16 protein-coding genes are annotated in these 19,904 nt (G+C 68.5%); 1 reads left to right on the top strand and 15 read right to left on the bottom strand.

The window, feature by feature from the left end; genetic code table 11:
- Nucleotides 1-153 precede the first annotated feature (153 nt).
- Nucleotides 154-1,974, bottom strand: coding sequence for a flavin-containing monooxygenase (locus tag BC102111_RS12125; protein ID WP_101624468.1), 1,821 nt, complete (start codon nucleotides 1,972-1,974; stop codon nucleotides 154-156).
- 183 nt (nucleotides 1,975-2,157) lie between these two features.
- On the opposite strand from BC102111_RS12125, the gene BC102111_RS12120 reads away from it, so the two are divergent.
- Nucleotides 2,158-3,345, top strand: coding sequence for a helix-turn-helix domain-containing protein (locus tag BC102111_RS12120; RefSeq protein WP_101624467.1), 1,188 nt, complete (start codon nucleotides 2,158-2,160; stop codon nucleotides 3,343-3,345).
- Here the strand turns inward: BC102111_RS12120 and BC102111_RS12115 are convergent.
- The 14 genes from BC102111_RS12115 to BC102111_RS12050 form a co-directional block, all read right to left on the bottom strand.
- Nucleotides 3,321-3,869: a VOC family protein gene (locus BC102111_RS12115; protein ID WP_197907831.1), complete on the bottom strand. Its 549-nt coding sequence runs from the start codon at nucleotides 3,867-3,869 to the stop codon at nucleotides 3,321-3,323. The two genes, BC102111_RS12120 and BC102111_RS12115, sit on opposite strands and share 25 nt — an antisense overlap.
- 79 nt (nucleotides 3,870-3,948) lie before the next feature.
- A complete protein-coding gene (locus tag BC102111_RS12110) occupies nucleotides 3,949-4,824 on the bottom strand; it encodes an AraC family transcriptional regulator (protein ID WP_101624466.1) in 876 nt (291 codons plus the stop codon).
- Nucleotides 4,825-4,907: 83 nt separating this feature from the next.
- Nucleotides 4,908-6,494, bottom strand: coding sequence for an ATP-binding cassette domain-containing protein (locus BC102111_RS12105; protein WP_101624465.1), 1,587 nt, complete (start codon nucleotides 6,492-6,494; stop codon nucleotides 4,908-4,910).
- Entirely contained in the window at nucleotides 6,491-8,440 is a 1,950-nt protein-coding gene (locus tag BC102111_RS12100) for an ATP-binding cassette domain-containing protein (RefSeq protein WP_101624464.1), read from the bottom strand. The genes BC102111_RS12105 and BC102111_RS12100 overlap by 4 nt, the downstream gene beginning before the upstream one ends.
- Nucleotides 8,430-8,792: a hypothetical protein gene (locus tag BC102111_RS17570; protein ID WP_146001426.1), complete on the bottom strand. Its 363-nt coding sequence runs from the start codon at nucleotides 8,790-8,792 to the stop codon at nucleotides 8,430-8,432. Before BC102111_RS17570 ends, BC102111_RS12100 begins: the two co-directional genes overlap by 11 nt.
- Nucleotides 8,789-9,862 (bottom strand): cytochrome d ubiquinol oxidase subunit II, encoded by a 1,074-nt coding sequence (locus BC102111_RS12090; protein ID WP_101624462.1) that lies wholly within the window; start codon nucleotides 9,860-9,862, stop codon nucleotides 8,789-8,791. Before BC102111_RS12090 ends, BC102111_RS17570 begins: the two co-directional genes overlap by 4 nt.
- Complete coding sequence (locus BC102111_RS12085) at nucleotides 9,859-11,358, bottom strand: cytochrome ubiquinol oxidase subunit I (RefSeq protein ID WP_101624461.1); 1,500 nt, start codon at nucleotides 11,356-11,358, stop codon at nucleotides 9,859-9,861. Before BC102111_RS12085 ends, BC102111_RS12090 begins: the two co-directional genes overlap by 4 nt.
- A gap of 37 nt (nucleotides 11,359-11,395) precedes the next feature.
- Entirely contained in the window at nucleotides 11,396-12,139 is a 744-nt protein-coding gene (locus BC102111_RS12080; protein ID WP_101624460.1) for an SDR family oxidoreductase, read from the bottom strand.
- A complete protein-coding gene (gene nhaA, locus BC102111_RS12075) occupies nucleotides 12,136-14,049 on the bottom strand; it encodes a Na+/H+ antiporter NhaA (protein WP_101624459.1) in 1,914 nt (637 codons plus the stop codon). Before nhaA ends, BC102111_RS12080 begins: the two co-directional genes overlap by 4 nt.
- 1 nt (nucleotide 14,050) lies before the next feature.
- Entirely contained in the window at nucleotides 14,051-14,818 is a 768-nt protein-coding gene (locus BC102111_RS12070) for an SDR family oxidoreductase (protein ID WP_101624458.1), read from the bottom strand.
- Nucleotides 14,819-14,923: 105 nt separating this feature from the next.
- Nucleotides 14,924-15,568, bottom strand: a complete 645-nt coding sequence (locus tag BC102111_RS12065) for a hydrolase (RefSeq protein WP_009380295.1) — start codon at nucleotides 15,566-15,568, stop codon at nucleotides 14,924-14,926.
- 506 nt (nucleotides 15,569-16,074) lie between these two features.
- A complete protein-coding gene (locus BC102111_RS12060) occupies nucleotides 16,075-17,484 on the bottom strand; it encodes a sugar porter family MFS transporter (RefSeq protein ID WP_101624457.1) in 1,410 nt (469 codons plus the stop codon).
- Between the two features lie 232 nt (nucleotides 17,485-17,716).
- Entirely contained in the window at nucleotides 17,717-18,724 is a 1,008-nt protein-coding gene (locus BC102111_RS12055) for a LacI family DNA-binding transcriptional regulator (protein ID WP_101624456.1), read from the bottom strand.
- Between the two features lie 32 nt (nucleotides 18,725-18,756).
- The gene (locus BC102111_RS12050; RefSeq protein WP_257957716.1) at nucleotides 18,757-19,659 is read right to left on the bottom strand and encodes an aldose 1-epimerase family protein; all 903 of its coding nucleotides are present in this window, start codon (nucleotides 19,657-19,659) and stop codon (nucleotides 18,757-18,759) included.
- Nucleotides 19,660-19,904 lie beyond the last annotated feature (245 nt).

Genomic DNA, 19,904 nt, shown 5'->3' with positions numbered 1-19,904 from the left:
GCAGGCACGAGCCGAGGACGCTGAGTGTCGATCTGCGACCCGCGAATCGACACCCAGCGTCCTCAGCTCCACCCCAGAGCGACCACTCCACCCCAAGGGCGAACGCCACCCCAGGGCGACCACCCCACCCCGGAGTGGCCGCCCCACGACCCCTCACCCGAGGTGGTGGACCTCCTGCAGCCGGTAGACGGGGGTGTCCATCCCCTCGAACCGGGCCTTGAGCTGGAGAGCCAGGTAGAGCGAGTAGTGCCGCGACTGGTGGAGGTTGCCGCCCTGGAACCAGAGGTTCTCCTGCTGAGTGGGCTTCCACATGTTGCGCTGTTCGCCTTCCCACGGACCGGGGTCCTTCGTCGTGTCCGAGCCCAGTCCCCAGCACTTGCCGACCCGATCGGCGGTCTCCTGATCGACGAGGTCGGCGACCCAGCCGTTCATCGACCCGTACCCGGTGGCGTAGACGACGAGGTCGGCGGGCAGTTCCGTGCCGTCATCGAGCACCACGGCATCCTCGCTCAGATGATCGACCTGCCCCTTCGCGAGGCGCACCTTGCCGTCGGCGACGAGCTCGGCGGCACCGACGTCGATGTAGTAGCCCGAGCCTCGGCGCAGGTACTTGAGGAACAGCCCGGACCCGTCGTCACCGAAGTCGAGGTCGAACCCGGCCTCCTCCATCCGCCGATAGAAGTCGGCGTCACGCTCCTTCATCTGCTCGTATAGGGGGATCTGGAACTCGTGCATGATCCGGTACGGCAGGGACGCGAAGATGAGGTCGGCCTTCTCCGTCGTCACCCCGGCTGCGACCGCCTCCTCCGAGTAGAGCGCGCCGAGGCCGATCTCCATGAGCGAATCGCTCTTGACGATGTGCGTGCTCGAGCGCTGGACCATCGTGACGTCGGCGCCGTTCTCGTAGAGGGCCCCGCAGATGTCGAACGCGGAGTTGTTGCTGCCGATGACGACGACCCGCTTCCCCGCGTACGCGTCCGGGCCAGGGTGCTGCGAGGAGTGCTGCTGCTCGCCGCGGAAGACCTCGCTGCCGGGGAAGCTCGGGATGTTCGGCTTGCCCGACATGCCCGTGGCCATGACGAGGTGCGTGGGAGTGAGCGTGATCGTCTCCCCGCCGCGTTCGACCTCCACCGTCCACTGCCCTGCCGCCTCGTCATAGCTCGCCGAGGTGGCCGTCGTCGACGACCAGTACGGGATCTCCATCACCCGGGTGTAGAACTCCAGCCAGTCCGCGATCTTGTCCTTGGGTGCGAACACCGGCCAGTTGTCGGGGAACTTGAGATAGGGCAGGTGGTCGTACCAGACCGGGTCGTGCAGGCACAGCGACTTGTACCGCGACCGCCACTGGTCTCCCGGCCGCTCCCAGCGGTCGATGACGAGCGCCGGCACCCCGAGCTGCCGCAGTCGGGCCCCGAGCGCGATTCCGCCTTGTCCCCCGCCGACGACGAGCACGTACGGGTGGGCCGTCTCGCCCCACGCGGCATCCTCCTCGGCGCGCTTCTCCGACCAGCTCTTCCGCTGCGGATCGACCCCGTGCTCGGCGCCCTTGACCCGGCGGATGCCGCGCGGCTCCTCGTGACCGGTGAGCTCCTGGAGCGAGGTGAGCAAGGTCCACGCTTTCGTCCCGTCCTCGTCGATGAGGCGGACGAGTCCCTTGCCCCGCCCCACCGAGGTGGTGAAGGTGAACCAGGCCGTCGTCACTCCGTCGGCGGTCTCCGCGGGTTCGGCGAGCGCGAAGTCGCTCGGATCGACGCGGTCGAGGGTCTCCTGGAGGAGGTCACGGATCCCGTCATGGTTCTCCGTGGTCGTGAGATTCCACGAGAAGGACACGAGGTCCCTCCAGAAGCTGGTGGCGGCGAAGAGCCCCACCGCTGCCTCGATGTCCCGGCTGCCGAGGGTCGAGGCGAAGTCGTTCAGCCATCCGGTGGCGATGTCGTCGGCCGTGAGCTGGGGACGGTCCACTGTCATTGTCATGATGCACTCCTCGTCGTTGAGCGGTGTGCGATCACGCTATGCTCCGGGGTTCGCCGTCGAAAGGGTTGCACTCGGTTGCATCACCGCCGCCCGAGCCCCGGCTCCATGCACGCGCCGAGGCGGTGCGCCGACCGCCACCCCGACTCCACGGCCACTCCGATCCCGAGGCCCTATACTCGTGGCATGCCTCAGCCGGACCTGGCGCATCTCGCCAGGGATCTGACCAGGATCCACGATGCCGTGGTCACCGGCGGTCCGCCGCCGTCGCCGCCGCGGGACATCGTTGCGCGCTCGTGGCAGCGGATGCTCCGCCTCGGCCTCGACCCCGGCGGGGGCAATCGTCGGGTCCACTCCGCCGAGGCGGACGTCGAGTCCCGCCGGCACCGTTCGCGGCTGCGCCTCATCGTCGACGAACTCAGGTCGGTCCTCCTCCGCACCCCCGCCTCGGCGGGCTTCATCCTCGTCGTCACCGACGCCGACGGCGTCATCCTCTGGCGCGACGGCGCCTCCCGGGCCAAGCGGCAGGCGGACGGACTCGGCTTCGTCGAGGGCGCCCACTGGTCGGAATCGGTGGTCGGGACGAACGCGATCGGCACCGCGTTGGCCGAGGAGGCCCCGGTCCAGCTCTTCTCCGCCGAGCACTTCGAGACCTCCCAGCACCCCTGGTACTGCAGCGCCGTGCCCATCCACGACCCGAGCGACGGCGAGCTGCTCGGAGTCGTCGACATCAGCGGCCCCGCCCTCACCCTCCATCCGACGGTGCAGTCCCTGGTCACCACGGCCGTCCGGCTCGCCGAGGCGCGGCTCCTCCTCGGCCATCAGGAGCGCCTGGGCGGTCTGCGCGACCGTTATTCGCCGATGCTCAGCGCCAGCAGGGAGCCGGCGCTCATCGTCGACGACGACGGCTGGGTCGCCTACCGGCAGGGCGTGACGACGCGGGAGCGGATCGAGGCGCCGACCCCGGAGCGCACGGTGCTCATCCCCGGTGCCGGACTCTGCCTGCCCGAGCGGGTGACCGGTGGCTGGGTGCTGCGTCCTGCGGGAGACCGGCAGACCTCGGTGACCCTGCGACTCGAGACCGATCCCGCGGTCCTCGACGTCGCCTCCTCAGCGGATCCGCTCGTCGTCCCCCTCACCCCGCGCCGCGCGCAGATCCTCGCCGCGATCACCTCGGCGGGGCAGGCGGGCGTGAGCGCCTCGGCGCTGAGCACCCTCCTCTACGGGGATGGCGACCACGTCGTCACCGTCCGTGCCGAGGTCTCGCGTCTGCGCCGCTCGATCGGCGCCCTCATCGCCACCCGCCCCTACCGGTGGGCCGAGGGTGTGAACGCCCGGATCGAGGGTGCTCAGCCGCGGCCGGCGCCCCGGTAGGTGCCGAAGTTCCACAGCACGCCCTCGGGGTCGGTGACGCTGAAGTCCCGGGACCCGTAGTCCTTCTCGCTCGGACCGCTGACCACAGTGGCCCCGGTGGCGACGGCCCGATCGAAGAGCGCATCGACGTCGTCGACGGCGATGTAGACCGAGCCGCTGGCGATGCCGACGTCGGACATCACGCTCCCGTCGTCGCGGGCGGACCCGAGCATGATCCCTCCCCCGCCCGGCCACGTGAGTTCGGCGTGGTCGACCAGGGTGTCGTCGTCGGGGTTCGTGTATTCGGCGGTGACCTCGAAGCCGAATGCCGAGCGGAGGAAGGCGATCGCCGCCTTCGCGTCCCGGTAGCGGAAGGCCGGCCAGATGTTCGCCTCTCCCCTCGCTGAGGCGGCCGTGGGGTTCCCGTCGGCCGTGGACTGGGTGCTCCTTTTGTTCCCGTCGCCCGCCGAGGCGGCCATGGGGTTCGCATCGGTCGTGCGGTTCTCATCGGTCGTCGTCGGGTTGCTCGTGGGGTTCGTCGTCATGGTTCGTCCTCTCATCGCGGGTGGATGGCTCCAGCCTCGCGCACCGTGCCCGCCGACGTCTTGGACGAATGGGAACCGGTCAGCGTGCGGCGAGTTCGGCGCTGGACCCGCGCGCGGCCACGGGGTCAGAGCGCAGCCACGCGGTCGGGGAGGTCCCCGCGAAGGCGGCGAAGTCCCGGTCGAGATGGGACTGGTCGGCATAGCCGCAGGCGGCGGCCACCTCGGCGAGGGTCGGGGACGCACCATTGCCCGCACCCTCCGCACGGCCGGCACTCTCGTCCCGGCCGGTGCTCCCAGCGTTGCCGGCGATCATCCGCCTGGCCCGGTCGAACCGGATGACACGGGCGGCCTCCTTCGGGCCGATGCCGAGCTCGGCGCGGAAGCGGGCGCTGAGGTGACGCCGGCTCCAGCCGACCTCCTCGGCGAGGGTGCCGATCGGGAGACGACCCCGGCTGCGGACGATCTGGGTCCAGGCCCGGCCGACCTCGGCGCGCGGGAAGGCATCGTCGCTGAGCACGCGCAGGAGCACGGCGTCGATCGCCGCAAATCGCTCCGACCACGACGCCGCGGCGTTGACGCGGTCGTGAAGTTCGGCGGCGAGCGGGCGGGAGACGGCGTCGAGGCCGACGGTCCGGTGGGTGAGCTCGGCGGCAGTGAGGGCGAAGAGGGCGCGCGGGGCGAACGGGGAGACGTTGATCTGGATCCCCGCCATCGTCCCGTTGTGGCGGATGCGGGTCGGGCGCAGGTGGAGGCCCGCGAGGAGGACGTCGAAGCGTCCCGCATCGACCTGGCGCAGCGGCTCGCCGATCGTGACGACGAACGTCAGCGCCCCCGACGGCAGACCGAGGTGCGTCCCCGCGGGGACGCCGCTGATGTCGTAGCCGACATAGTCGCCGAGGTAGGGGCGCAGCCGCGGATGCGGAGCGCGGATCCGGTCGTCGTCCGGTGCGGACATGGGGGCAGTCTAACCCGCTCGCGGCGCGGGGTCACTGGGCGCCGGCGGGCGTGGACGTGACCGGTCGCCGGCCGGGATGCAGGTCAGCGTGGGCTGCCGGCATCGGTCGGCCCGTCGGTGCCGGTTGGCACGTCGGCGTCGGCGGGCACGCGGGTTCCGGCAGCTTCGCTGCGGCTGAGGTCGAGGACGAACTCGACTCCCGGTGGGCTGCGGTGGGCGGCGACGATGATCGTCGCGGCCGGGAGTCGGGTGCGGATGAACTCGAGCATCCGCACGAACGAGCCGGTGTCGAGACCGAGATCGGGCTCGTCGACGAGGAGGACATCCGGTGCCGTGACGACGGCGCGGGCGATGACGAGGCGCCGCGTCTCTCCGCGGGAGAGCGCACGCCCGCCGATTCCCGTGCGCGTGTCCGGGGTGATGTCGTCGTCCAGCCCGAGGGCGGTGAGGACCCCGGCGAGGTCAGCCGGGGTGAGCTCGGTCGGCGCGCCGAGGCGGAGGTTCGCTGCGATCGTGCCGGTGAAGAGGAACTCGTCGTCGGCGACGTGCGCGACGGAGGGGACCGCGGCGGTGCGCTCGGCGGCGGTCGCGGTCCCGGCACCGCGCACCGCCTCGGCGATGGAGGTGAGCAGGGTCGATTTGCCCGCGCCGGACGGACCGATGATCGCCGCGCTCCCACCGGGCGGGATCGTGAGCAGCGTGCCCGAACCGGTACCAGCCCCGAGGGTGATCGTGCCGTCGGCGGCGACGTCGACCGGGCGCGGGGGCACGGGGACACGGCTGGGATCGCTGATTCGGCGGGCCCGGTGTCCGCGGAGTCGTTCGAGGTGGGGGACGATGCCGCTGATCGCGACGGTGCGCTCGAGGACGCCGAACGCGAGGCAGACGATCATGACGAAGAGCGGGACCACGTCGAGATCGCCGACCCCGAGCGAGGCGGCGCTGACGACGATGACGGCGCCGAACGCGAGACCACCGGCGAGTGCGGCGACCACCTGTCGGCGCAGCTGTCGGGAATCGCGGCGCTGTTCGGCGGCGGTGAGGTCGTCGAGGTAGTCGAGGATCCGCGCGCGCAGCAGGGGCGCAGCTCCCAGCGACTCGAGTTCGGGGGCGGCGTCCATGCTCGCGAGCACCTCGGCGCGCAGGCGACCGCGGCCGGGGTCGGACTCGGCGGGGAGGAGCGCGAGCGCGAGGAGGGTCACCGCCCCGATGACGAGCGGGATGACGGCGAGCGGAGCGGTGAGGAGGATGACGACGACCGCCGTGAGGATCGCGCTCACGGTGACGACGAGCGGGGCGGTGACGCGGAGCACCCGCTCCCCTTCGTCCTGGGCCTCAGTGAGCAGGCGGTCGACCGTCCGGTCGTCGATGGGTAGGGCACCGGCGGCCGCGAGGTCGTCGAAGACGCGGAGGCGGTCGCGGGTCGTGTCGGCGAGGGCTGCTCGGTGGAGGAGGACGTTCTGTCCGTAACCGGCGCCGATGCGGCCGAGGGCGAGGAGGCGGACGATGCCGCTCGGCGTCGGATAGGAGAAGGTCGCGAACAGGCCGAGACCGGCGAGTGCGCAGGCGGCGAGATACCACCCGGAGACAGCGAGCAGACCGAGCGCGCAGAGCTCGGCGGCGACGGCGACGGTGAGTGCGAGGACGTGCCTGCGAGGTCGGTTCCTCATGCCGTGCCCCCGCCCTCTCGGGTCTGCTCGTCGAGGAGGCCGGCGCGCAATTCCCACGCGTGCTCGGCGGCAGCCGTCACCGCCGGCGAGTGGGTGGCGATGACGACGGTGCGCCCCGCCCCGACCCGGCGCAGGGTGCGGAGGATCTCCGCTTCCGTCTCGTGGTCGAGGTGGGCGGTCGGTTCATCGAGGACCCAGAGGTCGCGGTCGGCGGCGAGGAGGCGGGCGAGCGCGACGCGCCGCCTCTCCCCGGCCGAGAGCACGCGGCCGCGGCGGCCGAGGACGGTGTCGATGCCCTCGGGCAGATCGGCGAGCACCTGTTCGAGGCCGGCGTCGTGGGCAGCCGTGCGGATCGCGTCGGGGCTGATCGTCGGATCGCCGAGGCCGATGTTCTCGGCGAGGGTGGCCTCGAGGATGACGGTGTCCGCGCCGAGCCAGCCGTGGGAGGTGCCCGATCCGTGACCGCCGTCGGACGTGTCCCCACTGTGCATGGCGTCGGCCCCACGCCTCATCACCTCGACCGAACCGGCTGTCGGCGCTCGGGTCCCGGCGACGAGCTGGAGCAGCGTCGTCTTGCCCGACCCGGACGGTCCGCTGATCGCCGTCCACTCCCCGGCCGGGATCGTGAGGTCGCGGTCGTCGAGGATGACGGCATCCCCTTCGACGACGCTCACGCCCCGCAGGTCGACGCGCGGGGCGAGCGCGGCGCGGTCTGAGATCACAGCCGAGTCGGCGCTCGGGCTGGGGCGCAGGGTCGGGGCCATATCATGGTCCGACTCGGTATTGCGGTCCAGAGTCCGACCCGTCCAGCGGTACGGCGCCGGGGTCGTGCCCGTCGCGGCATCGGGGCCAGGCTCGGCGGCATCGGGCCGTGGCTCCGCGGCGGCAGAGCCTGGCCGTGCGGACTCGTCCGCGACCCCCGCCGCCTCATCCTCGACCCCCGCCGCCTCGCAGATCGCGCGCGCGGCGACGAGCGCGTCGTCACGATCGTGGAAGCCCCTGGCCGCCCGCTGCGCGGGAGCGAAGTACGCGGGACAGAGGAGGAGGACGAAGAGCGCCTCGCCGAGGTCGAGGCCGGGCGCCCCCGGAAGGGTGACGAAGCCGAGGAGGACGAGACCCGTGTACGTCGCCGACACCGCGATCGCGAACGTCACCGCGACGTCCATGACCGCCCCGGAGAGGAACGCGTAGGAGAGGACTCTCAAGGTCGAAGCCTCGAGCCGCGTGGACGACCGGTCGAGGACCGCGCGCCTCCGAGCCACTGCGCGGAGGCTGACGAGGGTCGGCAGGCCGCGCACGCTCTCGGTGATGACGGCCGAGAGTCGGCGGGTTGCGGCGAGCTGCCTCTCCCCCGCGGTCACCGTCGCCTGGCCGGCGAGTCGGAGATTGAGCGGCAGCAGCAGTGTGCAGACGGTGAGGAGGACCGCGACCGGCCAGTGGACGAGGGCGACGGCACCGAGGATGAGCAGCGTCGACGGCACAGCCGCGACGCGCAGCGGCCGCGTTCCCGAGAGATAGCCGGCGACGACCGGGGCGTGGTCGATGAGGACGTCGGCGGCCTCCGTCGCGGGTGTCCGTCCCGCCGCGGCGAGGAGGGCGGGGACGAGGTCGGTGCGGATTCGCGTGCTCACCCACTCGCGTCCGGCTGCCGCCAGGCGCGCGGCGAGCGCCCGGAAGAGCAGGCGCATCGGCGCGGCCGTCGCGGCGACCATGAGCAGGCCGACGACGTTGCCCGCTCCCGTCATCCACGCCGTGACCCCGGCGCCGAGTAATGCCCATTGGCCGATGAGCGCCACCGTCGCGGCGACCTCGGTGAGTCCCGAGAGCCGGAACTGCGTCCGACCCGGTCCCGCCTGCGAGGCGATCCACTCCATCGCCGACGCGTCCCGCATCGGGGCAGGAGGCTGGGAGGTCGCCGAGGTGGCTGCTCCCCGATCAGGCGCCATCGTCGTCGTGGTCGTCCTCGTGGGCGCGGCGCCTCTCGTCGCGGATGAAGACGACGGCGGCGAAGACGACGATGGCGAGGATCGCTGCCCGGTTGAACCACTGAGAACCGACCTCCGGGTAGCCGGAGTACATGTTCATGCTGATCGTGTAGAGGATGATGCCGAGAAGCACGAGGCCGATGCGACGGAGGATCCGCTTCCCACGCCCGGCCGTCGCACCGGGCGTGCCCGACCGATGCGTCGACGACCCCGACCGGTGCGTCGACGACCCCGACTGCTCCGGGCCGTGCCCGCCAGGCTTTCGCGGCTCCGGCTCCCGCTGCTCCGGCTCGTGTGGGCTAGGGTCGCTCATGATCGCGGCACCTCCCTCTCGCCTGTGCGTCCCGCCGCCCGCACGCTTCCCGCCTCCGTGCTCCCCGCCTCGGTGCTGCCCGGGATCGCGTCCTGGTAGAGGGGACCGGAGAACGTGCGGTGGGCGAAGATCGTGTAGAAGACGATGAGGAGGATGTTGATGCCCACCCCGATGAGCAGGGCGTAGAGGGCGAGGCTCGGCGCCGCTGCGTCCTCGACGGTGACGCCGGGACTGAGGATGACGGGATAGCGGCCGACGACGATCGCGGCGAGGACTGCGACGACCATGATCAGGGCCGACCGGTATCCCCCGGTGCGCCGCGGCCCGGGGCCGAGCTGCCGCCATGCGAGGATCGCCGCCGCCAGAGCGAGGGCGAGCAGGGCGGTGACGAGGACGCCCTGGATTCCCGACCAGGTCAGCGGGGCATCCGTCGTCCCGAGCAGGACGACGATGACGGCGAGGACGACGGCTGCCGCGGCGACGAGCGAGCGGCTCGTGCGCACCGCGAGCGGGGAGTCGACCTTGGTGCGCATGAACGCCGCCCCGAGTGCCGTGTAGACGGCGACGACGCCGATGACGACGACGATCGTGAAGAGCACCGAAGCGGCGTCCCACGGGGTGGTCGGACCGACGAAGTCTCCCTCGGCGTCGAGGGTGAGCTCCCGCGCGAGGCCCGCGAGCGCCACACCCTGGGCGATCGCCGCACCGAGCGAGGCGACCGCGAAGGCCCGCACCCACACCTCGGCGGTGTCGTGCCGGTGCGAGATGAGCTCGGTGGAGAAGCCGCGGACGATGAGGCAGAAGAGCATGACGATGAGCGGGAGGTAGAGGTGGGGCAGGGCCGCGCCGTAGACGGAGGGGAATCCCGCCCACAGGGAGACGCCGAGGAGGATGAGCCACGATTCGTTGATGTCCCACGTCTGCGCGACGACTTCGACGCCCTCGCGGCGGCGCCGACGATCGCGTTCGACGAGCATGAGGATGCCGATGCCGAGGTCGTAGCCGTCGAGGACGATGTACATCGTCAGGCAGAGGACGGGAACGATGAGCCACACGTCGGCGATGGTCATGACCCTTCCCTCCCCTCGGTCGGCTCGGTCTTCTCGCCGGTCACCGGGGTGCTCCCGCCGCCCACCGGGGTGCCCCCGCTCCCCACCGACGCGGAAGCGGCGGCCCCTGTGGACCCGGCGGCCGCCTCGGCGTCGAGATCATCGAGATCATCGTCGTCGGCGATGATCGCTCCGGGACGGTCATGCTCGGGTCCGCGGCGCACGGCCCAGACGATGTAGCCGATGTAGGCGGCGAGCATAACGGCGTAGAGGACGACGAACCCGATGACGGAGAAGACGAGGTGGGCGGGGGCGAGGTCGGAGACGGCATCCTCGGTGCGCAGACGGCCGTAGACGACCCACGGCTGGCGCCCGGTCTCCGCGGTCACCCAGCCGCCGATGATCGCGAGGATCCCCACGGGTGCCGACCACAGGCAGACCTTGTGGAAGCGGTGGGAGGTGAAGAGGCGCCCGCGCAGGCGGAGGACGACGCCGGCCATGGCGATGCCGAAGAGGACCATCGACCCGTAGAACATCAGCCGGAAGCCCCAGAACGTCATCCACATCGGCGGCTGCAGGTCCGGATCGGGTTCGACGTCGCTCAGGCCGGGAAGGAAGTTCTGCCCGGTGAGATCCTGTCCGATGAGGGCACCGAGGAAGGGCACCTCGACATCCGCACGGTTCTCCTGGTCGGCCTGATCGGTGACGATGAAGAGGTTGTAGCCGTTGCTGTCCGTCTGCCAGTGCCCCTCGATCGCCGCGAACTTGGGCATCTGGTGTTCGACGACGACCTCGAGGGCGACGTCATCGCCGACGGAGATCTGGATGGGCAGAAGAACCGCGAGGACGCCTATCGCCATCGAGAACGAGCGCTTCGCGAAGGGCAGCGAACGGCCGCGGATGAGGTACCACGCGGCGATGCCGATGATGAACGTCGATGCGGAGATGAGGACCGCGAGGAACATGTGGAGGAAGCGCAGCGGGAAGGACGGGTTGAAGATGATCTCGAGCCAGTTCGTCGGCACGAAGGTGCCGTCGTCGGCGATGGCGAACCCGGCCGGGGTCTGCATCCACGAGTTCGCGATGAGGATCCACGTCGTCGACAGCAGGGTGCCGATCGAGACGAGGAGGGTGGAGACGAACATCGTCCGCTCCTTCACCCGCCCGTCGCCGTAGAGGAGGATGCCGATGAATCCGGCTTCGACGAAGAACGCGGTGACGACCTCCATCGCGATGATCGGTCCGATGATCGGACCGGTGACCCGGGAGAACACACCCCAGTTGAGTCCGAACTCGAAGGTGAGCACGGCACCGGCGACGACGCCGAGGGCGAAGCCGACCCCGAAGATCCGCCGCCAGAACCGGAACATCTGCAGGTAGACCGGACGCCTGGTCTTCCAGTACAGCCCGTAGACGACGGTGAGGAACACCGAGAGCCCCACCGTCATCGCCGGGAACATGATGTGGAAGATCGCGGTGAGCGCGAACTGCAGCCGGGAGAGGTCCTCGAGGGTCATCGCCCTCGCCCTCCCCGCCGGGTTGGCCGTCGCATGGTCATGCCCAGCCCTGTGCGGTCGCGACGATGTCGAGGTCGCCGAGGTGGACCCCGGCAGGTTGGTCGAGCGTGAACTCGATGACGTGGGCGACGTCGTCGGGAAGGAGCAGACCTTCGCCGAGCTGCGTGTACTCCTGCTCGAGCCCGCCGAGGAATTCGGCGAACGCTCCCCGGATGTACCCGGGCGCGATGTTCGACACGCGCACGTTCCGCTCTCGCAGTTCGATGCGCAGGTGGTCGGCGAAGGCCTTGAGCGCCGCCGAGCACGCGCCGTAGATCGTCGCATCGTCGAAGTAGGCCTGGTCGGCGATCGATCCGATCGTGATGACGTCGGCCCGCTCTCCCGCCTCGGCGGTGGCCTCCAGGGACGGGAGGACGGCGTGGACGATGTGGACGGCACCGGTGATGTTCGTCGTCAGCACTTCGTTCCACTTCGCGAACTCGGTGTCGGGGAAGGAGCCGACATAGGTGACTCCGGCGCACGCGATCACCGATGCGCATCGCGGCCACCGCTGCCGGATCGTGGCGCCGAGCTCGGCCAGGCCCGCCAGATCGGCGACGTCCTGCTCGAAGTACGTCAGCTTCGGATGGTCGGCGAACTCGTCCGGGACCGGATTCCGGTCGATAACGACGACCGAGTCTCCCCGGTCGAGCAGCCGCCTGGCCGTGGCCAGACCGACGCCCCGGGCTCCTCCGGTGATGACGTGGGGGACCTCCGCCGAGGCGGTCGTCGACTCCGTCATGCCGACCTCCCCGCGCTCGCCTGGACGGGTGCGCCGCCCTGCACGGCACAGTCCGAGGTGAGGATGTGGTCGGGCCGGGTCTGCGGATCCGGGGCCTCGGCGCGGGTCGCGTCGAGGTCGGCGATGATCGCGTTCGGCTCCATGTCCCCCTTGTAGAGCAGACCGTTGACGAAGAGGACGGGACCGCGCGTGAGCCCCATGTTCTCGGCGTCGAGGTAGTCCTCGTCGACGCGGCCGAGGTGGTTGCCGCGGCGCAGGTCGTCTTCGACGCGGCTGAGGTTGGCCCCGATGTTGACGCTGGCGCGCAGGAGTTCGCGATTGTCCAAGCTGCGTTCCTCACTGATCTCGTTGAGTTCGTGGCGCATCGGCCAGAAGAGCTTGCGCTGCTGGGCGGCGACGGCCTCGAGGGCTTCGGCGGTCTGCTCGGGCGCGCCCTCGGCGGTGGGGCGGATGTGGCGGAAGACGAAGTTGATGTCGCCCTCGTAGTGGTCGATGACCTGGTCGAGGATCTCCTCCGTGTTCGCGTCGTCGAGGCCGCCGAAGGAGCCGTAGACCGTCAGGGAGTTCTTCGCCTCGGGCGGTCCGTAGATGTGGTCGCGCTCGGGGTCGATCGGCCGGTTGAGCTGGACCCGGGCGGGCGCGTGCCTGCGGTCGTAGCGGGCGGTCAGCTGCAGGCTGATGACGCCGATGAGCGCGGCGAGCGCGGACGCGGTGAGGATGCCGATGCGGGCGTCGGACTGGGCGACCGGGTCGGTGATCGCGAGGTCGACGATGAAGAGGGAGATCGTGAACCCGATGCCGGTGAGCATCGCACCCGAGGCGATGTGCCGGGGGCGCAGCGCCTCGGAGAGCTCGCCGATGTGCAGGCGACGCCCGAGCATCGTCGCTCCGAAGATGCCGACGAACTTGCCGAGGACAAGACCGGCGATGACGCCCCAGGTCAGAGCCGACCCGAACGCGTGGGACAGCGACTCCGGGGTGATGAGGACGCCGGCGTTGACGAGCGCGAAGACCGGGACGATGACGAGGCTGACGACGCGGCGCAGGGAGAGCTGGAACCGGTCGTTGATCGACACGGAGCGGAGGATGCCCTCGGCGGCGGACATCCCGCGTTCGGCGTTGGGGCTGCGGCGGAAGCTCTGCGTGAGGTCCTCCGCCTCGTCGACGAGCTGGTGCTTCGGCGGGAAGACGGGCAGGATCAGGCCGAGGATGACACCGGCGATCGTCGCGTGGACCCCGGACTGGAGGACGGCGAACCAGAGGAAGACCCCGAGGATCGCGTAGACGAGGCCGCGCCACGCCTGCATCCTCTGGACGAACCAGGTCACCGCTGCCAGGGCTGCGGCGATGCCGAGCCAGAGCAGGTCGATGTCCTCGGTGTAGAAGAACGCGATGACGGCCAGCGCCCCGATGTCGTCGACGACCGCGAGGGCGAGGATGAACACCCGCAGCTGAGCGGGGATGCGGGAACCGAAGGCGGCGAGGATGCCGACGATGAACGCGGTGTCGGTGGAGATGACGACACCCCAGGCCCCCACCTCGGGGGTGCCGCGGGTGATGGCGACGAAGATGAGGGCGGGGACGATCAGGCCGGCCACCGCGCCGACGATCGGCAGGGCCGCGCGCTTCCACGACCGCAGTTCGCCGAGGACGACGTCCTTCTTCACCTCGAGGGTGACGAGGAAGAAGAAAGCCATCATCACGGCATCGTTGATCCAGTGCTGAAGCGACATCTCGAGTTCGGATCCACCGGCGACGAAGCCGAACTCCGTCTTGATGACCGTGTTGTAGCTGTCCGGGGAGAGGTTGGCCCACAGCAGCGCGATCACCGTGGCTGCGAGGAGGACGACGGCACCGGCGCTCTCCGTGCGGAAGAACCCTGCGAGTCCTCTGCTCAAGCGTGTGACCATGTCAGCTCCTCACCGGTCGGATGGTGGCGGCGGCGAGGTTCGACCGTGCGGGAAGGCCGATCATGAACTTCACGAGGTGGGCGACGCTTCCCGGGTCGATCGAGGAGAACTCGTCGGCGCGTTCGAGGAACCGCTGGTAGTGCTCGGTGTCGCTCATGTCGGCGCCGAGTTCGGAGGTGACGTAGAACGGGGCGATGTGGTGCACCCGCACACCGCGTTCGCCGTACTCAGCGCGCAGGTGTTTGGCGAGCTGCTCGACGGAGGTCGCCATCGCAGAGAACACCGCGTAGCTCTTCGCCCGCTGCGGTGCCGGGGCCGAGCCGACGAAGATGAGGTCGGCCCGGTGCCCGGTCTCGCCGATCCGGAGCAGCCCGTCGGCGAAGGTCTGCGCGGTGTAGAGGGCACCCTCGACGTTCGTCATGATCATCGCCTTCCACTCCGAGGGCACCGCCTGCTCGAAGTCGCCGGCGCGCATGACGCCGGCTGAGACCATGACGAGGTCCGGGTCGGCGCCGAAGCCGTCACGGATGGCGTCGCGGGCCTCGACGAGGTCGAAGGGCTGGGTGACATCGGCGCGGACCGGCAGGGTGAGGTCGGGCGCGTCGAGCTGTTCGGCGAGCCGCTCGAGTCGACGGAGGTTGCGGGCGAGCATCGCGGTCCGGATCCCCTGGCCGACGAGAGTTCTGCTCACAGCAGCGCCGATCGCACCGGTCGCTCCGGTGACCAGGGCGATGCGCTCTTCGGGAGGGGCCTGAGCGGTGTCGGTCATGCGGTCATCTCTCCTGGTCAGCGGTAATGCGATTCAGTTGTCAGCAGCGGCGGGGTTCGCTGCGGCGGCCTCCCGGTTGGCTGGGGAGGTCCGGGCGCTGCCGCCTCAGTTCCCGAAGGTGTCGCCGATCGCGCGTCGACGCTGGAAGTAGTCGTTGATGATCGTGCGGTAGCGGTCGGAGTCGGACCGGGCCCAGTTGCGCATGAGTTCTGCGCCGAAGGCGAGCGAGGTGATCGGGTGCGCTCCGGCGGTGACCATCCTCGTCACCGCCGAGTTGTGGGCGTCGTCCGAGACTCCCCCGACGGCGTCGATGACGGGGTAGACCTCGTAGCCCTCTTTGAGGAGGTCGAGGGTGGGGAAGGTGAGGCAGACTTCGGTCCACAGGCCGGCGAGGACGATCTTCTTCCGACCGGTCGCCTCGATGGCTGCGCGGAAGTCCGCGTCCTCCCACGAGTTCACGCCTGTGCGGTCGATCTCCTCGAGGTCGGGGAGCTCGTCCTTGATCTCGGAGATCGTGCCGGTGTTGACGCCGAGGTCGACGCCGACGGTCGAGAGCACCGTGGGGATCTCGTAGGCGCGGGAGAGCTTGGCCAAGGTGACGACGCCGAGGAGGATCTCATCGCGGGTCGTCGACCCGACTGTCGAGAACTGCTCGGGCTGATAGTCGATGAGCGCGATGGCGCAGTTGCTCGGGGTGAGCAGGTGGTCACTGGCAGGATCGCGGACGGGTTCGGGCTGGTTCTTCGGCATGGCGTCCTCCTGAGGGGATGAGGTCGATCGCTGCGATCACCGGGGAGGCAAATCTATCATCTTTCAACGACTTTGGCGTCAAGTATGCCTCAGGTTCGCGACCATGGCACCTGTTGCGAGAAAGAGGGGTCCTCGAGGTGACCTGACCTGCCCAGGAGTCACTGCAGTCACCTCGGCGCTTCGCTGTCGGAATCGCCGGGAAGAGGTCGGCGCACCTCGGCGATCCTCGCAAGGTGACCTGTCTGCCTGATCCTCACCGGGCGGGGTGTCCGCTCGTTCCAGACGGGGTGGGGGTGTCGGCTCGATCCACGGCTGGCAGGGATTCCGCGCCTCCCACGAATCGCCACGCTCTCAATCAACGCGAGGCCCGAATTCCGAGTCGCGGGCGACGCGGAAATCCGGCTGCGCGTGGACTGACGCCTGGGTGTCTGCCGACCCAGCCTAGAGATTGGCGCGTCTGCGAACACACTCACCGCGCAACGCAACTCGACTCCCCTGAACTGCCTTCACTCGGAGACACTCGCGCTCTCTGGGGCGCTGTTCGTCTGCCGCGTGACGGCATTCGCTTCAATGTCCTCGAGGGTGCGCCCGCGTGTTTCGGGCACACGGAACGTAACGAAAAGAACTCCAAGGATGCACACTGCTCCGAAAATCGCGAACACAGCCGCCTGATTCATGCCGGCCGTCATGATCGGGAACATGAGGCCGACCAAGAATGAACCGATCCAGTTGAACGAACTCGCCAGTCCCGAAGCGCGTCCACGAATCGCCAGCGGGAAGATCTCACCGACGATGACCCAGGTGAGTGGTGCCCAAGTGAAGGAGTAGAAAGCGACGTAGATGCTGAGGAACACGACGATCATCATCGGATCAGCGTTCGGAACCAAGGTGTTGACGATTGCGGGCAACAGAAATGAAGCACCCATGACGAGTCCGCCGACCATCAGGAGAAGACGTCGGTTGAATCTCTCGGCTATGGCCATGAAGAACAGCGAGCCCAGCACAAGGATCACGCCCTGGATGATCGGCCACATCAGCGCAGACTCAGCCGCGCTGCCGGTGGCGTTCTCTACGATCAGCGGAATGTAGTAGAAGATCGCATTGGCTCCCTGAAACTGCTGGAACGCCGCGACACCAACTCCGGCGATCACGAGATAGCGATACCGACTTGCCAGGAGGGTGGACCACGAAGTGCTTGATGAGGCCTTCTTCTCCTGCGCAGCCGTCCTCCTGATCAGACCGAGTTCATCATCCAACTCCTCCGGCTTGCGAATGTAACTCAGCACCCGGCGCGCATCTTCATCGAATCCGTTCTTCACAAGGAAGCGTGGCGATTCAGGCAGGCGAAGCACTCCCAGGAACAGAATTACCGCCGGAACCGCAGCCGCGCCGAGCATCGTCCTCCATGCCCACGCCTCCGGTAGATCACGGAGGAGGTAGTCGACGACATAGGAGAGCAGCATGCCGGAGACGATCATGGTCTGGTTGAGGCCGGACAATCGACCTCGGAGTCGGGCCGGGGCAAGCTCAGCCATATACGCAGGGACCAGTGCGCTGGCCGCACCGACCGCGAGGCCGAGGAAGATGCGGACGAGAACCAGGAACAGCGTCCCCCCATTCGGGGCTGCCGCACAGAGTATCGATCCGAGAACGAATACAAGCGCAGCCGCGAGGATCATCCGTCGGCGGCCGAAGCGATCCGAGAGCTGGCCGGCGATGGCTCCGCCGAAAATTGCACCGAACATCACCCCTGAGGTGATCCACCCGATCACGCCTGCTTCATCGCGCAGGCCCCAATCATTCTGCAAGAACGGCAAAGCTCCAGTCATCACGCCGATGTCGTATCCGAAGAGTATTCCTCCGAAGGCGCCGAAGAAGTAGATGAACGCACCGGAGATCTTCTTGTCATTGTCCACGTTGACAACGCCCTTTCCTGGGTGGAGAGCCAGCGCGGTTCGCTTTGGCGAGTTCAACGACATAGCCTTCGATCGCGAAAAGTTAGCGCTAACATTTTGTCCTACTTCACGCTATTGGAAGCTCGATCGAGTGTCAATGCCTGGAGCTGCCCTCCCGCACGGTCGCGCGATGTCTGACGGGCAGTCGACGCCGGGGCGCAACGGTGGAACGACAGTCCCGACGCCGCCGGCCTTAGCTCCTCTTCGCAGGTTCAGCTGTCGAATCACGCAGGGCGAGCACGGGCGCAACCGGGGTCATATCCGGCTCCTCTCCGCGGATCGCCGCCACTGCAGCTTCGAGGACTCGATGCCCGAGAGTGGTGAAGTCCTGATGCACGGTAGTCAGCGCAGGACTGAAGTAGGCCGCCTCCGGTATGTCGTCGAAGCCGATGATCGAGACCTCGTCAGGGACTTTCACCTGCGCGTGGTTGAACGCCGCGAGGACACCGAGAGCCATAGCGTCATTTGCTGAGAAGATTGCTGTTGGCATCTCACCTGGCCTGGCGACCAACGCTTGACCCGCCTGATAACCGCTCGCAGGGCTCCAGTCTCCGGCAATGACTTCGGCGGCCAGCCCCCGCGCGGCGCACTCGTCAAGAGCTCCCGTTCGACGCTCCTGTGCGTCGATCCATTTTCCGGGCCCGGTCAGCACCAAGATCCGGGAATGACCCAGCTCGCCGAGATGAGAAACGGCCTCTCTGGCTCCCCGTCGCTGGTCGACACTGAAAGTCAGCAATCCAGGCAGGTGGGAGCGAGGGGGCCCGACCACAATCAGCGGGACGTCGACGTTGAAGATCTGAACTTGCCTGACGACGTCCTCTTGAGCTGCGATGACAATGATCGCTTCGACCGAGCGATCGAGACAGGTGTCGATGGCTCGCTCGAACTGCTCGGAGAGTTCGGCGTCGCCGTTCGAGCGAATTGTTGCCAGCAAGATGGTGAAGTCCCGACTGCGCGCCGCCTCTTCGATACCCACAAGCGTCCTGGTGGGGCCATACAGGAAAGATCCGACCGCGATCACCCCGATCAGGCCAGACCGACTAGTCACCAGGGTCCGAGCTGCATTGTTGCGACGGTATCCCAGTTCGCGGATCGCAGCCTCCACGCGCTCGCGAGTTGCGGGCTTCACCCCAACCCCACCATTTACTACCCTCGAGACGGTCTGGTGCGAGACCTTCGCATGGGCAGCAACTTCCGCCATGCTCGGTCTTCCGTCAGTACGCCCCACTGAACTCAATCTTCTTCCCCGGTAGCCGAAATATGCCAGGTCGCGCGGTGCTCTTGACCCGATTCGAGAACGATCAGGTCCGTTCCGGAGTTGAATGCATCCGGCGGGCAGGTCATCGCTTCGACAGCAACCGCACGCCGATCACGGCCGGGGTCATTCGGCAGGTCACCGGTGAAGATCTGCACCCAGGGCAGCACCTGTGGATCCCAGCGCAGCGACACCCCTGCCGCGCCCTCCGCACCGAGGCGCACGGCTGCAATCCCGTTCTCCGCTTTGATGTCGGTCATCGCGTGATCGATCACCGCAGAGCCGATCTGCCGCGGAGAGGTGAAATCGAAGGCCCCGTCCCGGAAGTCGGCCACAGAGTGTAGGCCCCGAGGCAGCTTCCTCTCCTCATCGACGTCGAGCACCGATGACGCCGGCACATGCAGTTCCCAGTCATCGGGCCTTCCCGTCGGCAGCACGAGGTAGGGATGGGTGGCGATTCCATATGGGGCTGCCGTCGAGCCGACGTTGGCCGCAGCGACAGTCCATTGCAGGCCGGTGTGATCGACTGCGAACTCGGCCGTTGCCTCAAGCGTGTGCGGATACCCCGGCTGCGCAGCGATGCGCACGGCCAGCTTCACTCGATCGATGTCGACCTCGAGGACCTCCCAATCGAGCCAACCTGCCAGGCCGTGAATGGCGTTTCCGCGCGACAGCTCCGTGATCGGCAGCTGCTCTGCGCACCCTCCGAATTCGTACTTTCCGTCGGCAATGCGGTTGGGCCAGGGCAGAAGGCAGGTGCCCAACGACGCCGGACGCACCTCATCGGCCTCGAAGCTGCTCGTCAGGTGCCTGCCGTGATAGCTAAGAGAGCGCAGGGTCGCACCCACTGACGCGATCTCAGCGCTGTAGCCGCCTCCCACGATGCGGACCTGCCGCCCGCTTCGCGCACACTCACCGTTCACTCAACACTCGTTTCATCCGCATCCGTCGGAGCACCCTGACCGCGCTAGACTCCGCATGGCTTCACTCCGCGGTCGCCGACCGGGCGGACTGCCGCCCTCCCTGCCGTCACCTGCAAGGCTACCGACTCGCCCGAGGGAAGGCATGTCCGCCGGAGCCATTCCCGCCTCTTGCAATCAGACTTCCGGTGCGGCATTATGGTCGG

The sequence above is a fragment of the Brevibacterium casei CIP 102111 genome, assembly GCF_900169275.1.
Taxonomy (GTDB): domain Bacteria; phylum Actinomycetota; class Actinomycetes; order Actinomycetales; family Brevibacteriaceae; genus Brevibacterium; species Brevibacterium casei.
This window is presented reverse-complemented; position numbering and strand designations above follow the sequence as displayed.